The sequence below is a fragment of the Mesorhizobium sp. B2-1-3 genome (assembly GCF_006442495.1).
In the GTDB taxonomy this organism is placed as follows: Bacteria; Pseudomonadota; Alphaproteobacteria; order Rhizobiales; family Rhizobiaceae; genus Mesorhizobium.
Genome location: NZ_VFWL01000017.1, coordinates 116,762 through 132,657 on the forward strand (window position 1 = coordinate 116,762; position 15,896 = coordinate 132,657).

The 15,896-nt window shown below is 62.5% G+C and carries 10 protein-coding genes, 1 tRNA gene and 1 pseudogene; 9 read left to right on the top strand and 3 right to left on the bottom strand.

The features are described 5' to 3' along the window. Nucleotides 1-22 precede the first annotated feature (22 nt). The 7 genes from FJ973_RS24170 (at nt 23) to FJ973_RS24200 (ending at nt 6,863) form a co-directional block, all read left to right on the top strand. Nucleotides 23-1,228: an ABC transporter ATP-binding protein gene (locus FJ973_RS24170; RefSeq protein ID WP_140558056.1), complete on the top strand. Its 1,206-nt coding sequence runs from the start codon at nt 23-25 to the stop codon at nt 1,226-1,228. Next, nucleotides 1,225-2,145 carry a sugar ABC transporter permease gene (locus FJ973_RS24175; protein WP_140498510.1) on the top strand — a complete coding sequence of 307 codons (921 nt, stop codon included), beginning with the start codon at nt 1,225-1,227 and terminating at the stop codon, nt 2,143-2,145. The genes FJ973_RS24170 and FJ973_RS24175 overlap by 4 nt, the downstream gene beginning before the upstream one ends. Nucleotides 2,146-2,174: 29 nt before the next feature. After that, a complete protein-coding gene (locus FJ973_RS24180; protein ID WP_140558077.1) occupies nt 2,175-3,035 on the top strand; it encodes a carbohydrate ABC transporter permease in 861 nt (286 codons plus the stop codon). Between the two features lie 119 nt (nt 3,036-3,154). After that, complete coding sequence (locus FJ973_RS24185; protein WP_140558057.1) at nt 3,155-4,429, top strand: ABC transporter substrate-binding protein; 1,275 nt, start codon at nt 3,155-3,157, stop codon at nt 4,427-4,429. 111 nt (nt 4,430-4,540) lie between these two features. Further along, entirely contained in the window at nt 4,541-5,374 is an 834-nt protein-coding gene (locus tag FJ973_RS24190; protein ID WP_140558059.1) for a phosphodiesterase, read from the top strand. After that, the gene (locus tag FJ973_RS24195) at nt 5,371-6,156 is read left to right on the top strand and encodes an inositol monophosphatase (RefSeq protein WP_140525272.1); all 786 of its coding nucleotides are present in this window, start codon (nt 5,371-5,373) and stop codon (nt 6,154-6,156) included. The genes FJ973_RS24190 and FJ973_RS24195 overlap by 4 nt, the downstream gene beginning before the upstream one ends. Before the next feature lie 26 nt (nt 6,157-6,182). Beyond that, the gene (locus tag FJ973_RS24200) at nt 6,183-6,863 is read left to right on the top strand and encodes an HAD family phosphatase (protein ID WP_140498514.1); all 681 of its coding nucleotides are present in this window, start codon (nt 6,183-6,185) and stop codon (nt 6,861-6,863) included. A gap of 301 nt (nt 6,864-7,164) precedes the next feature. On the opposite strand, the pseudogene FJ973_RS24210 reads toward FJ973_RS24200, so the two are convergent. Continuing rightward, nucleotides 7,165-9,111, bottom strand: a pseudogene (locus FJ973_RS24210) (AI-2E family transporter); the annotation flags it as partial. 754 nt (nt 9,112-9,865) lie between these two features. On the opposite strand from FJ973_RS24210, the gene FJ973_RS24220 reads away from it, so the two are divergent. Further along, nucleotides 9,866-10,510 (top strand): redoxin domain-containing protein, encoded by a 645-nt coding sequence (locus FJ973_RS24220; protein ID WP_140498517.1) that lies wholly within the window; start codon nt 9,866-9,868, stop codon nt 10,508-10,510. A gap of 322 nt (nt 10,511-10,832) precedes the next feature. Here FJ973_RS24220 and FJ973_RS24230 read toward each other — a convergent pair. Further along, a tRNA-His gene (locus FJ973_RS24230) sits at nt 10,833-10,909 on the bottom strand. A gap of 338 nt (nt 10,910-11,247) precedes the next feature. Then, nucleotides 11,248-11,706 (bottom strand): phasin, encoded by a 459-nt coding sequence (locus tag FJ973_RS24235; protein ID WP_140498518.1) that lies wholly within the window; start codon nt 11,704-11,706, stop codon nt 11,248-11,250. A 250-nt stretch (nt 11,707-11,956) separates the two neighbouring features. Between FJ973_RS24235 and FJ973_RS24240 the strand changes: the two genes are divergently transcribed. Beyond that, on the top strand, nt 11,957-15,745 hold the full coding sequence (locus tag FJ973_RS24240) for a histidine kinase dimerization/phospho-acceptor domain-containing protein (RefSeq protein WP_140558064.1): 3,789 nt from the start codon (nt 11,957-11,959) through the stop codon (nt 15,743-15,745). Nucleotides 15,746-15,896: the final 151 nt, after the last annotated feature.

Below are 15,896 nucleotides of genomic sequence, written 5' to 3' on the forward strand. Positions count from 1 at the left end.
TTCGCGAAACGGAGCAACCCCAGTGGCTGCAGTGGAAATAAAGAACCTTTCGAAGTCCTTCGGGCCCCATCGGGTTCTCAAAGACATCAACCTGTCCATCAACGATGGCGAGTTCCTGACGCTTGTCGGCCCCTCCGGCTGCGGAAAATCGACGCTCATCCGCATCATCGCCGGCCTCGAGCCGCAAACCTCGGGCTCGATCCTCGTCGATGGCGCGCCGATCGATCATCTGAGGCCGCATGAGCGGCGCATCGCCATGGTGTTCCAGAGCTACGCGCTCTACCCGCACATGTCCGTCTTCAACAACATGGCCCTGCCCCTGACGATGACCGGGCTTAGCCTCTACGAGCGCCTGCCGCTCGTCCGCCTATTCTCGTCCCGGCGCCGCAAGGTGATGCAGGAGATCGGCAAGCAGGTCAGGGGCATCGCGGCGCAACTTCAGATTGAACCTCTTTTAGAGCGCAAGCCCGCCCAGCTCTCCGGCGGCCAGCGTCAGCGCGTCGCGCTCGGTCGCGCCATGGTGCGCCAGCCCGCCGCTTTCCTGATGGACGAGCCACTTTCTAACCTCGACGCCAAGCTGCGCGTCCACATGCGTAGCGAGCTGGCCGAGCTTCACCAGAGACTCGGCGCGACATTCGTCTACGTCACGCACGACCAGGTCGAAGCGATGACCATGTCAAGCCGGGTCGCCATGATGGAAGGCGGAGACATCCTTCAACTCGGCACGCCCGACGAACTCTACGACAGGCCGGCCAACGTCCAGGTCGCCCAGTTCATCGGCAGCCCGACGATCAACCTGATTCCCGTGACGGTGGGGGTCGGTGGGCGGCTGGAATTGCTCGGAAAGCCTCTGCCGATCGGCACCGCCCTCCCCGCTGGAGAGAAAGCGACGATCGGCGTCCGCCCGGAAATGATCCTGCCCGGCGCGGTCTCGGGCCAGTCGGCGGACCAAGTCCCGCTTCCGGCGAAGCTGCGGCGCAGCGAGCATCTCGGCTCCGAGAAGATCCTGCATTTCGATGTTCCCTCGCTCCCTGGGATCTTGGTGACCTCGCGCATAGGCGCGGGCGTGCCGGACGGTGAGGTCGAGAACACCGAACTCTTGTTCCATCCCTCGGCCTGCCATGTCTTCGATGCCGCAGGAAACCGCGTGGAACCCCAAGTTTCCCAAGACGCGGCCACCGCCGCCAAGGGAAAGCTGCGCCTCGCAGAGGGAGCGCGCGCATCATGAGCCTGACCGCGGTACCCGCTCCGCCCGCCCGGCCCGGTGCCCGGCAGGCCTTCATCGAGAGGCTGGTCGCCGGCGGCTTCGCGCTGCCTGCCCTGCTTTTGCTGGTGCTGACGATTCTCGTGCCGCTCGGCGTGCTCGGTTATCTCAGTTTCACCGACTACGAGCTCGGCGAGGTCGATGTCCATTATGTCGGCCTGCAAAACATCACCGACGCGCTGACCGATCCGGAATTCCGCCGCGCACTCAAGAACACGCTCGTCTACGTCGCGATCGTCCTGCCCGGCTCGGTGATCCTGTCGCTGCTCGTCGCCGTCCTCGTTCACCGCCGCAAGCGCACCCGCTCACTCTACGAAATCATCTACTTCCTGCCTGTGACCTCGACCTTCATCGCCATGGCGACCGTGTGGCAGTTCCTGCTGCACCCCAGCCTCGGCCCGGTGAGCGCGGTGCTGCGCTGGCTCGGCATCGGCGAGGTCGCCTTCCTGAGCAATCCCTCGCTGGCGCTGCCGACGCTTGCCGTGATCGGCATCTGGCAACTGGTCGGCTTCAATATGATCCTGTTCCTGGCCGGCCTCTCGACCATTCCAAAGGACCTCTACGAAGCCGCCGAGATCGACGGCTGCGGCGGCGAAATCGACCGCTTCCTGACGATCACGTGGCCGCTGCTGGGACCGACGACCATGTTCGTCATCGTCACCAGTTCGATCACCGCCTTCAAGGTGTTCGACACGGTGGCGGTGCTGACCCATGGCGGTCCGGTGGGATCGACCGAGGTCCTGCTCTACAAAGTCTACCTCGAAGGCTTCCAGTACTTCCGCATGGCGTATGCATCGGTCCTCACCTTCATCTTCCTCATTTTCATTCTGGTCTTCTCGATCCTCCAGACCGTCGTCATGGACCGCAGGGTGCATTACTGATGACCGACACAACCATCACTGCTCCCGCGATGGGGGGCACAACAACCACACCAGCTGGCTCCGCCGGCCGACGCTTCGCCTCTCTGTTCATCACTCACGGCATCCTGATCACCGGCGCGGCGTTCATTCTCCTGCCTTTCCTGTGGATGCTGGTGACCTCGATCAAGCCGCCGGAAGAGGTGTTCAACGCCCAGCTCAGGATCTGGCCGAGGCATTTCTACGGCTTCGAGAATTATGCGATGGCGCTGACCAGCGCGCCGCTGCTGCGCTTCGCTCTCAACGGCGTCATAGTGTGCGGCGGCATCCTCATCATCCAGCTTCTGGTCGCCATCCCATGCGCCTACGCGTTGGCCAAGCTGAAGTTCCCGGGCCGCAACCTGCTTTTCGTCCTCGTCCTGCTCGGCCTATGCGTGCCCGAACAGGTGCCGGCGCTGCCGATCTACATCGCGCTGGCGAAGATGGACCTGCTGAATACCTATTTCGCCATGATGGTGCCCTTCTTCCTCTCAGTCTTCGCGATCTTCCTGTTCAGGCAGTTTTTCCGTTCCTTCCCCGACGACATCATTCATGCCGCGCGGCTCGACGGGATGAGCGAGTTCGAGATCGTGTGGCGCATCGTCACGCCCAGCGCCATGCCGGCGATCGCCGCCTTCGCGGTGTTTTCCTTCGTCGCGCACTGGAACGACCTCTACTGGCCGCTAATCGTCATATCCGACGTCAACCTGGCGCCGCCGCCGCTCGGCATGATGTTCTTCTCGGACGCCGAAGCCGGCACCAATTACGGCGCACTGACGGCCGCCGCGACCATCCTGACCGCGCCTCTGCTGCTCGCGTTCCTGTTCGCACGCCGCCGCTTCATCGAGGGCGTCACGATGACCGGCGTGAAATAAAACTGACAACTGGCGCGGCTAGAAGCCCGGTCGCGCCGTTCCCCCACACCTTTCGCGGGGCAAGGCGGCATCATCGCCTCAAGAGCATCGGGCAAATCGCATAACCGGAGGAAGCCTTAATGAAATTCCTGTCAAAGATCATCGCGGCCTCGGCCGTATTGCTGGGAGCGGCGTCGACAGCGCTGGCCCAGTCTCCCGTGACGCTCGACGTCTACTACGCATTCCCGGCCTTCGCGAAGTTCCATGAGCCGCTGGCCGCGGAATTCATGAAGGAACATCCCGACATCAAGATCCAGTTCCGCGCACCGGCGGCCAGCTACGACGAAGGCCACCAGGCCATGCTGCGGGCCTCCATCACCAACAACCTGCCCGACGTCTATTATTCGGGCTATCACGTCCTGCATGAACTGGTCGGCAAGCTGAAGGCGCGCAACCAGATCTTGGACCTCGGCACGATGATGGACGCCGAGTCGAAGGAATGGCGCGACGCCAACTACGCCGACAACATTCTCGACCTCGGCCGGGTGGACGGCAAGCTCTACGGACTGGCCTTCAACGCTTCCATGCCGATCATGTTCTACAATGCCGACCTGGTTAAAAAGGCCGGCGGCGATCCCGACAACATGCCCACCGACTGGCCGGGCACCATGGAACTCGCCAAGAAGATCAAGGCCACCGGTTCCGGCATCGCCGGCCTCGCCTACAATATTCATGACTGGCCCGACGAATGGCTCTGGGACGCCATGTTGATGCAGGGTGGGGGCGAGCTGACCAAGGACGGCAAAGTGGCCTTCGGCGACGAGCACGGCCTGAAGGCGCTGGAATATTTCCGCAGCTTCGTCACCGATGCCGGCATGCCGTTGATCGACTGGGATCAGTCGCGCCAGGCCTTTATCGCCGGCCAGATTGGCATCTTCTTCGATACGCCTGCCCGTCTCAGCCAGGATACCGAACTGATCGGCGACCGATTCAAGCTGCGTACCGCGGTCTTCCCGGTCGACGACAAGGAAAAGGGTGGCCTGCCCACAGGCGGCAACGCGGCGGTGATCACTGCCTCCGACCCGGCAAAGCAGAAGGCGGCCTGGGAATTCCTTAAATTCGTCACCGGCCCCAAGGCGCAGGAGCAGGTCGTGAAGATGAGCGGCTACCTCCCGACCAACAAGGCCGCCACCGGGACCGACTATCTCGGCCCGTTCTACGAAGCGAACCCGAATTACGCCACCGTTGCCAAGCAGATGGCACTGTCGCGCCCGTGGCCCGGCTATTCGGCGGGCAACACGGTCCGCATCTGGCGCACCCAGCGCGAGATCATCAGCAAGGTCATGAGCGGCGACGTATCCATCAAGGACGGGCTCGACAGCCTCGTCTCCGAAACACAGGCACTCATGAAATAAGTCGCCATGCCACGCGCGCCGGCCGGCTTCGGCTGGCGCGCCCTTTTTAAGGTGGCGCCGATGTGGCGCCCTTCTTGTGTCAGCCCTCCCTTCACACTGCCGGACCTCCCGATGCTCATTGCACAGATCAGCGATTTTCATATCCGACCCGACGGCCAGATGGCCTATGAGGGTCTCCAGACCAACACCATGACTCGTCGCGCCATCGCGACCGTCGCCGCGCTCGATCCGGCGCCCGATTGCGTCCTCGTCACCGGCGATCTCGCCGATTGCGGTCGCCCGGAAGAGTATGCGCTGGTCGCCGACATGCTGTCGGCCCTGCCCATGCCCGTCTTCGTCATTCCTGGCAACCACGACCGGCGTGAGACAATGCGCGAGGTGATGGCGCCGAAATTCCCCTATCTGAGCCAGTCGCCGGATTTCCTGCATTATACGATCGAGGACCTTCCGGTCCGCCTTATCGGGCTGGACACGGTGCAGCCGGGCGAGGACGGTGGTGCGATCTGCGAGCGGCGCGAAGCCTGGCTCGGTGAGCGTCTCGCCGAGGGCGACGGCCGCCCGACCTTCGTCTTCATGCACCATCCGCCCTTTCCCGTCGGCGTGCACGGCATGGACATCATGATGTGCGTCGTCGGCGACGGCTTCCGCGACATGATCAGGTCCCACGCCGAAATCGAGCGGGTGGCCTGCGGGCACTATCACCGGCCCATCACCACGCGCTTTGCCGGCACGGTCGGCTTCGTCGCGCCGGGCGTCGCGCACCAGGTCGCGCTCGATCTTCGTCCGGGCGAGCCCAATCGCTTCATCTTCGAACCGCCGGCCTTCGCCCTGCACGCCTGGTCGCCGCAGACCGGTGTCGTTTCGCACGTCGTCCCGATCGGCGATTTCGGCCCCGCCCACGATTTCATCACCGATGTCGACTACCCCGGGAAAAACGAAACATGAGCGACTACCGTCAAATCCTGAAAGACGCCGATGCCATCGCACGCAAGGCAGCCGCGACGTTGATGTCGATGCGCGAGGAGCGCCTCGACGTCACGCGCAAGGAAGGGCTGGACATTGTCACCGCCGCCGATCTCGCTTCGGAGCGCATTGTCATCGACGGGCTGCGCGCGCTTACGCCGCAAGCTTCCATCCTGTCGGAAGAAGCCGGCACGACGGGAATCTTGGGCGAAAGCCGCTGGATCGTCGACCCGCTCGACGGCACGATAAACTACGCGTCCGGCCTGCCGTGGTTCTCCGTCACCATGGCCTATCAGGAGCAGGGTGCGACGAAGATCGGCCTGACCGTCGCGCCCGCCGCCGGCTTCGAGGCGCACTACACCAGCGACGGAATCGCGACCGTCAACGGCAAGACGGCCAATGTGTCGACAACTGCAAGACTGGCCGATGCGGTCATTGCCGTCGTGCTGACGTCGCACTTTTCGGCCGAGGAGGTGGCGCGCACCGCAGAGATCGTGCGGCGGCTCGGCGTCGGCGCGCGCGGCGTGCGCGTTATCGTCTCAGGGGCCTTTGAACATTCGATGGTCGCCGCCGGCCAGCTCGATGCGGCGGTTTCGATCAAGGCCGACGTCGTGTCCTACGCGGCTGCCATGCCGCTGCTACGCGCAGCAGGAGGCAAGGTCACCACGCTTTCAGGTGTCGACTCCACAGACGAGGACACGCAGAAGGTCGGCTCGAACGGGCTCATTCACGACGAACTTCTTGAAGCGCTACGCGGCCTGTGACACCTGGCGCGCAAACCGGAGCGAGCATGCAAGACACATTGATCATATTCGACTGCGACGGCGTGCTGGTCGACAGCGAACCGCTGGCGGCGCTTGCCTACGGGCGGGTCTATTCGAAACACGGCATGGAACTCGACCCGCAGGCGGTCCTGCAATGCGTCGGCATGAAGCAGACCGATATCCTGGAGCGCATCAGGCTCACGACCGGCCATCGCCTTGAGGAGCACCAGACCGCGGATTTGTGGGACGAGGTGAAAGCGCTCTTCACCGAAAGTCTGCAGCCGATGGCGGGCCTGAAGCCCTTCCTTGAACGGCTGTCCAATCCCCGCTGCGTCGCCTCATCCTCCTCGCTGGAGCGGATACATCACAGCCTTTCGGTCACAGGGCTCGCGAGATTCTTCGGCGAGAACATATTCTCATCGTCAATGGTCGCGCGCGGGAAGCCCGCCCCCGACATCTTCCTGTTCGCCGCGGATCAGATGAGCATCGAACCGAAGCACTGCGCGGTTGTCGAGGACTCGCCTTTCGGCGTGCAGGGCGCAGTCGCCGCCGGCATGACGGCGATCGGCTTCATCGGCGGCGGCCACACCTATCCGGGGCATGCCGAGAAACTGCGCGTGGCCGGCGCCCGAACCATCTGCGCCGACTGGGACGAAGTCGCGCGCGAACTCGTTTCTCTGGAGTTGATCGCACCCGTCTCCGTTTAGATTTCAGGCCCAGCGAAAGCCGGGCAGCAGATAATCCGGCACCGCCCTTTCCTGCTCGAACACCGTCGAAAGCGCGCGTCGTCGAATGTAACAGATAGGTAGGATTCCGTAATTGGGGCCGGAACAAGAGCTGTTTCAGAATCTGCTTAAGGTCGAACGGAGAGCGAACACCCGGATGTTCGCTGTGGATGCGCGATTGCTAGCGAACTTTCGAAACTACCTGCCGGTGCCAGAGGTACCGCTCACATGATCATTATCAGGTAGCCGAAGTTGGTCCAAAAAGAGGCCGTGCCGTTGACGATCACCGCACCGGCTGAGCCAACGAATCGTCCAATTGCACCGTCGCCGCCACGCCCTGGCGAACGCGAGGCCGCCTTAGATTTCTCTGCTTTCTCTTTTTCACTTGACGCGGTTCTTCGTTTGAAAGCGCACCCGTCACGCAGTCGACCACGTTGAACGCAACAAAGTCCGCTTCCAGTTGCTCGGCGAGGCCCGCCGCATCCGCCCTGGGCTTGTCATGGGTATCGTGCCAGAGCGCGATTCCGATGCGTGCACGCGGTGCGAGTCGCCTCAAGCGCCTCACGACGAACACCGCGTGTTTGAACGAATCGCGGTTGAGGAAGCCCACGACGACTGCGTCGCGAGCTTCAAGCGGAAGTTTCCGGATCCGCGCGGGGAGGAGGTCACGGTGGCTCGCGGCCGCGCAATCCGCACCCTCGATCGAAATGACCTGCGCGAGCATCGCAGCGGCCACATCGTCGAGGTCTCCGCGCCCGCCGATACACAGCACTGACTTCCCAGCACCATCCGGGAGATCAGGCGCAAACTCGGCTTGATCCTCATCCTCTTCGCCCGGATCCCCGCTCGCGCCTTCTTTTTCCGCGTGCTCGTCTTCTTCCTCTTCTTCTTCCTCCGCGGCGATCTCGTTGAGGTTGGCCACCAGGGTGCGGGCGTTTTCGGCAAGGTTCGCCAACTGACTTGCCGTCAGTGCGCCCCGAGCCCGGTCCTGTTCACCAAGCAGCAACGCCGGAATCGCAACCGTGCTGTGGAACTCGATCAGGTATTTCTCCTCGAGCATTTCTTCCGCGTTGTCGGTGGCTTCGTCGATATCGTCGGCAAGAAGCCGCTGGTACAGACGCTCCTTCGGGTCAAGCACCGGCTCATCGCCAAACAGGATCTGCAGGAATTCGAACTGGGGCACGTGCCGTCCAAGCACGACAAGGCAGACGGTCAACGGCGTCGACAGCACCAAGCCGACCGGGCCCCATAGCCAAGCCCAGAAAACGGCGGCTACGATGATCGCCAGCGGCGAGAGGCCCGTGTGCGAGCCGTAAAGCCAGGGCTCGACGATGTTGCTGATTACGAGCTCTGCCAAGATGAAGAGAGCGCCAGTCCATACCAGTAAGCTCCAGCCGGGAGCCACTGCGAAGGCAAGAAACAAAGGTATCACCGCCGCGATAACCGGACCGATAAAGGGTACGAAACGCAAGACAACGGCCAACATGCCCCATAGCAGGGCATTGGGAATGCCAAGAAACCAAAGACCTATCGCAAGGGGCACGCCGTAGACGATGTTCACGACCAATTGCATGAGCAGATATTGTCCGACGCGACTGCCTGCATCCTGCAATGCCTGGGTCGTGCGATGGAGATCGCTGTAGCCCACAAGGCGAATGAATCGATCCCGCAATTCTTCACGCTCGAGCAGCATGAAAATCACCACGATGATGACAAGGCCGGTCGTGGCGAGTGGTCCGATCAGCGGCTCGATGATGTTCCTCAGCGTCTCTATCGGACGCTGGGGCGAGAATATCTGAACCAGAAGCGGATCCTGCTGCTTCGTGGTTTGCTCCACATCTGCCTGCCCGCTGGATTGGGATTTGTTTATCTCAGTGTTGACGCGCTCGAACACCTTGCCGAGCCGGCTGATAAGGCCGTCTTCGGATCCTGTTTCTTTCAAAGTCCGAATCTTCTCGAGGATGTTGGATTGGTATGTCGGAATGTCCTGCGCGACCTGGCTCACCTGCGTGGCAACGATCAGGCTGAACAGCGACACGAGGACGAAGGCCGATGCAACCGCGCCAAGCACAGCGATCATTCGCGGCAGCTTCAACTTTCGGAGCAAAGAAACAATCGGCGCCAACGCAAATGTGAGAAGGACCGCTATTGCCAATGGCAGCAGGACCTCCTTGGCGACGTAAAGAATGGCGACGGTAGCAATCATCGCCACGACGGTTGCCAACTTCGATGTCATAAAAGCAGGGGGCATGATGGGACCTATCTGCAATCTCGCGATTTAGAGGACGGCCATGGCCTAACCGCGCAAAGCGTGCGCTGGTCCATATACTGGCACCTCCTCAGCTTCTGGCCAATGACCTGGTTCGTTACACCGCATGTGTGATGATCTCGAACTTTTGCAGGGCATGTAGCCCAAAGGTGTGGATCATCGGAACATCCGCAGCGTCCCTCGCAGGCCCAAAAGATTTCTTTGGCGGCGTGCTTCCTACCCGGCTGGCAATGACCAAGGTCATCACGCATGGCGTGACCGGCGCGTCCGTATTTCGGCCTGGTGACTGGCCAGCGGAATTCGCTGAACGGATCAGCGCTGCGGTTTTGCCGGGCTACAACACGTTCTCCCGAGCCGACACTTTGAGAGCGGCGGATTGTCGGCCGCAGCCGACGCTACCGTGCATTTTCAGCGAGAGGATCCCGACGAGGGTGCCATCACGCGCTACACGGCGGTTACGCGGAAATCCGTTTAGCGATGATCAAGGGAGTGATTGACGAACTCAAAAGCAGGCACCGAAAACCGGTCGAAGCTCGAGTTTGGAAAAGGGCGGCAAGCCGATCGTCGATGGCGAACTCGACTTGGATGCGCTCTCGATGGGGTCGCCGGTTCGACGGCAGACGGCCGTCATATCGGCTTGCCTGGAATCAAGGAACATGGGGGGGGAGTCTTTTGTTCGGGAGTTACAGAACCGGATCGATGGGAGCGACTGAAAATGAGACAAGACATTGTGGCTGGCGCGAAGTTCCCCGACTACGTTCTTCCCGACCACACCAAGACACCACGGCGGCTGTCGGACCTGCAGGGCGACCAGCTGATGATCGTGATGCTGACGCGTGGGTTCTTCTGTCCGAAAGACCGGCAGCAAATGCTCGAACTGGTGCGGTTTCACTCGCAATTGGTCGTCGGCTACACACAGCTCGTCACGATCACCACGGATGATTGGCATACGACCAACAATTACCGCCAGCAGACCTCCGCGCCCTGGCCCTTTCTTTATGACGAGGAACGGCTCGTGCAGAAGGACCTGGACATCAAGGAATACACCGACACCACGCACGACGTGATGATCCCGCACACGATCGTGCTCGGGCGGGACCTCGAAGTCTTCAAGGTCTACAACGGTTACTATTACTGGGGCCGCCCCTCCACCGCCGAATTGCACGCAGAACTGCGCGAACTGGCGCAAAGGACCTATCGCGACTGGGACATCACCGAACCCGAGCTGCGGGAGAAATGGAAGAAAGGCGATAAATCCGACTTCTATCCCTATGGCGGGAATTCCATCTCCATGGACACACTCATGCTCCAGATGGCCGGCGCGGTCGACCAATATGCCGGTCGGGCAAAGAGAAGCTGAACGGAGGAAGCCAGCATCGCTCGCGGCGGTCTTCTCCCAGTCACGCTTTTTGTCCAGCCGCGCTTGGTGAACGAACCTTTTCCGATCCGGGCCTGCTACTGGATTTCCGCTTCCGCAACAGGGCCATGCTGTTCGATCTCGGAGATCTTTCGAGGCTTTCGCCGCCCGAATTCCTGCGGATCTCGCACGTCTTCGTGACGCACATGCATATGGATCACTTCGGCGGTTTCGACAGCCTGAGCAGGCTGTCACTTTACAGAGCAAGCCCGGAAGTCCACGGTCAAAATTTTATTAGCAAACCAGTTGTTTAGAGGAAAGCCGATGGTACCGTTGGCTGGGATCGAACCAGCGACCTCCGGATCCACAATCCGGCGCTCTAACCAGCTGAGCTACAACGGCACGTCTGCCTGAGCGGGATCGGCGGAACATAGTCCCCTCGAGCGCTCTGTCGTTCGGCGATGCGTCCTTACGGGCTTATGGATTTTAATTCAAGGCTTTTGCAAAGCAAAGGTCACTTGCCCACATGGAAGCGGATCTGCGGACAAGAAAAAGGCCGGCGGGAGGAGGTGCCGGCCTTTTCCTGTTACGAGCCAGCGGGAGGAGGTGCTGGCTGGTCACCCCGGAGGCGGAGGGAGGAGGTTCCGCCGACCGGGTATTCGTTGATGGCTGCCATCATACACACGATCATTTCGAAGAAAATGCGACCTTTTGTTACATCTTCCGATCATGCGCAAATATTAGGCGGCCTTGATGTCCTTCATCGCCTTCTCGAAAACGGTCTTGATCGGCTTGGAGACATCCTCGGCCGCCTTGGAGGCGACGGTCTGGAACTCCTTGGCTTGCTCGACGGTCATTTCGACGCGCTTGCGCAGGAACGCGGTCTGCAGCTCCACGACTTCCGACAGCGATTTGGCGCCGATCAGCGCCTCGAGATGCGAAAAGCCCGCTTCGGCATTGGCGCGCAGTGCGGCAACGGTCTTGAGCGACAGGTCGCTGGAAACGGTCTTGGCGGACTCGTATGTGGATTCCAGGGCCTTCTGGGTCTCCTCGGCGCCAGTCTTGAGCTTGGCGTAAGCCTCCTTCGACTGCTCGACGCCCTTCTCGGCGAAAGCGCGGATCTGGTCGGTGGCCTTGGAAGCGTCAAAGCTCGGGAATTCAACGTTTTCGATGGTCTCGGCAGTCTTAGTCCTGGACATTTTCCATCCTTTTCAGCGGTAGCGGCTTTGACGGAAAGCCGTCTCGTTCATGTATGATGGCAATATAAAGGCAATTTTTGTGCATTGCAATATCTTTGTTGCACTGCACCATAGATTCCGTTTCGGCCGTTAACCAAGAGCCGAAATTCAGGCCTATGCACGTTCTGGCTTGTGGACCTTCGCGCCGCCGGCTTTTATTAACAAAGCGTTAACTGCAAAAATGCCCGCTGCATGAGGATTTCGCCAGCGCATGCCGTCCGAATATTCCTTTCTTGACGTCGCCGTGCTCGACGCGGTCCGCCAGCGCTTCGCCGCCGGCGACGCGATCGCGATCCTGTCGGCGAATCTGGAGCAGGTGATCTGGGCCAATGGACCGGGTGCCGCGGTGTTCGGCTATCCCGACATCGAAAGCATCATCGGCGCCGAGGCACGGCTGCCGCTGATCGCCCGCCGCCAGATCATGGCAACCAGTGGATTTCCCGACATCGGCAGCGACCGCACCATCACGGTCAGGCTGGCGACCGGCATGTCCAGCCGCGCCATCGGTTTCCTTGCAAGTGCTGTGGCGCTGCCCGACGGCGAGAACGCCATCATGCTGGCGGTGCCGGCGGCCCAGACCGGCTCGCGCAGTGCGGCCGAAATCGCCGGCAGGGCCATCAGCGGCTTCACGGAAGATGGTCATTTCATCGCCTTCATCGACGCCAGCGGCAATGTCGAAGCGGCATCGGAGAGCTTTTCGCAGCTCGGCATCGAGCCCGCGACGCTGGCCGCGCTGGTGGCCGACGTCGCGAATGAGAGCGACCGCATCGTCAAGCGCCTGGTCCCGGGCGGCGGCACATCCTATCCGGCGGGCCTCGCCCGACTGACGCCTGAGCGGCATTTGCTGGTGGTGATCGACGAAAACAGACTCGACGACGGTGCGCTGGCGGAGGGAATTCCAGCGGCCGAGCGTTCCGAAGGATCTGACCGCTCACAGGGCGTCGCCAAGGACATCTCGGAACCGGAGGCACAAGCCGCTGCCAAAGCGGCCGTGCAGGAGCCGGCGTCGGCAGAACCCGGACAACCGGCGGCAAGCGGTACGCCGGCACAGCACGACCATTGGTATTTCAATGCCGGCGAGGACGGGAGGCATGCGCGCGGCCCAGCCGCGCCGGATGCCGAAGCTGCACCTTCGTCAGCTGTCGCCGAAGGTCCAGCCGAGAACGCGAAGCACGATGTCCAGCCTCTACCTAGCCTGGCAGCCCCGGCCGCCAGGACCGTGGATCGCACGGCGGCGCCGATGCGTTTCGTCTGGCGCACCGACGCCGAGGGCAGGTTCAGCGCGCTGTCGCCGGAATTCGCCGACGTCGTCGGCAAGCCGGCAGCGGATGTCATCGGCCGGCGCTTCAGGGACGTCGCGGCGGCCTTCGGGCTGGATGCGTCCGGCGAGATCGCCGGTCTCCTGGAGCGGCGCGACACCTGGTCCGGCCGTTCCGTGCTGTGGCCGGTCGTCGGCACGGACCTGAAGATCCCCGTCGACCTGGCGGCCCTGCCCGTCTATGGCCGCAGCCGTGCCTTCGAGGGCTTCCGCGGTTTCGGCGTCGCCCGCGCCGGCGACGCCGTCGTCGATCCTGAAGCGATCGGCATGGCGCTGGTGCCCAACAGCGAGGCACCCCCGGCGTCGGAACCGGTCGAACCCGCACCCGAGGAACCGAAGACCGAGGAGTTGAAGCCATCGGACCCGTTCCGGGGCGAGGTGCCGGCGCTGACCATCGTGCCGAAGCCTGAACGCCGCTTTGCCGACAAGGTGATCCGTCTGGCCGAACATCGCCAGCCGGCTAACGACAAGGGTCTGTCGACCCTGGAACGCAGCGCCTTCCGCGAGATCGGCGAGCGGCTGAAGAAGGAAAGCAGCCCGGCCGAGCCGGAGGCCGAAAGACCGGGTCCGGACGATGCCGGGCAACCGGAGGCGGCAACGCCGGCGGGGCCGTCCGAGAAACCAGCGGACGCCCGCAAAAACCTTGCGCCAAAGGGCGAAGCCGCACCGGCCGAGCCGTCCGAAACCGATGTCGATGCCGAGGATGCAGAGGACCTCGCCCGGCTCGATGGCGAACGGCCGGACAAAACGGCTGATGAGGAGCCCGCCGACACGGTAGCCGGAGTGACGGGTTCGCTGCTCGACTATGCCGAGCGGAGCGAGGAACCAGCGCCGATCGCCGACAACAATGACGAGACCCCGGCTTCCGAACCGGCGGCGGCGCAGACGGAACGGGAGAGCGAAGAGCCCGTCGCGGCGGCAGGCGAACCGACCGTCGCCGGCGCCAACGATGACATTGCCGACGACGAGAGCATGACATCGGCCGATTTTCGCGATGCCGAGGACAGTGAGGACTGGGTCGGGGACGAGGAAGCGTCCGCGTCCGATGAGCAGGCCGCAACCGCCGAGGGGGCCGCCGGCACAAGCGACGCGGTGGAGGCTCCGGTCGAGCGGCCACGCCTCAAAGTGCCTCCGCTCAAGCTCGAAGGGTTCGTGCCGTCGGCCTTTGCGGTCGGAGACGAGAGCAAGGCTCCCGACACCTCGCTCCTGAGCAAGCTGCCCGTGCCGCTGCTCATCCATTCCGGGGATGAACTTCATTACGCCAACGAGGAGTTTCTCGTCCTGACAGGCTATGAGACGCTCGATGAACTGGCGGATGCCGGCGGGCTGGGCGCGCTGTTTGCCGATCCCTATGGCCATGATGGCGCCGCCGAGGGCGCCGACCGGGCGTTGCGGCTGAAGACGCATGGCCGGCAGGAATTTCCAATCGAGGCTATCCTGCGCTCGGTGCCGTGGCGCGACGGCAAGGCGCTGATGCTGGTGGTGCGCCGTTCGGGCGAGGATGAGGCACCGGCGGCACTGCATGCGGCCGGCGACGAGCAGACGCAGCCCGATATTTCCGAGCTCAAGGCGCGCATCGCCGAGATGCGCACCATCATCGATACCGCCACCGACGGCGTCGTGCTGATCGGCCGTGACGGCGCGATCCGTTCCATAAGCCGTCCAGCCGAGGCGCTGTTCGGCTTCGATAGCGACGACGTGACCGGCAAGCCGTTCGCCTCGCTGTTCGCCATCGAAAGCCAGCGCGCGGCGCGCGATTATCTCGACGGCCTGTCCGAGCCCGGCGTGGCGAGCGTCCTGAACGACGGCCGCGAAGTCATCGGCCGCGAGGCGCAGGGCCGCTTCATTCCCCTGTTCATGACCATCGGCCGGCTGCCCAACGACAGCGGCTTTTGCGCGGTAGTGCGCGACATCACGCAGTGGAAGCGGGCCGAGGAGGACCTGACCCAGGCGCGTGCGGTGGCCGAGCGCGCCTCCTCGCAGAAGACGGATTTCCTCGCCCGCATCAGCCACGAGATCCGTACGCCGCTCAATGCCATCATCGGCTTTTCCGAACTGATGGTGGACGAGAAATTCGGGCCGGTGGCCAATGACCGCTACCGCGATTACCTGCGCGACATCAACCGATCGGGCAATCATGTGCTCGATCTCGTCAACGACCTTCTCGACATCTCCAAGATCGAGGCCGGCCAGCAGGAAATGGCCTATGAAGCGGTGTCGCTCAACGACACACTGGCCGAGACGGTGGCGATGATGCAGCCGCAGGCCAACCGCGAGCGCGTCATCATTCGCTCCAGCTTCGCGTCGCGACTGCCGGAAGTGGTGGCGGACCTGCGCAGCGTGCGCCAGATTGCCCTCAACATCCTGTCGAACGCCATCCGTTATACCCAGGCCGGCGGCCAGGTGATCGTCTCGACCGCCTATGAGACATCAGGCGATGTCGTCATGCGCGTGCGCGACACCGGCATCGGTATGAGCCAAGCCGAGATCGAGCAGGCGTTGAAGCCGTTCAAACAGATCAATGCATTGAAACGGGGGCGCGGCGACGGCACCGGTCTCGGCCTGCCGTTGACCAAGGCGATGGTTGAAGCGAACCGCGCCCGTTTTATCATCACCTCGACGCCCGGCGAAGGAACCCTGGTCGAGATCGCGTTCCCGTCGACGCGCGTGCTTGCGGAATAGGCAAGCTCCCGTCCATCCAACCGCCTGAAAAAGAAAAGGCGCCCAACAGGACGCCTTGAAAGATGGGATTTGCTGTCACAACGGGGGCTTGAGCGAATTCAGATCCTCCGGGGGCTGAGGAACGGGATTTCTCCCTCAAGTTACGTGCGAC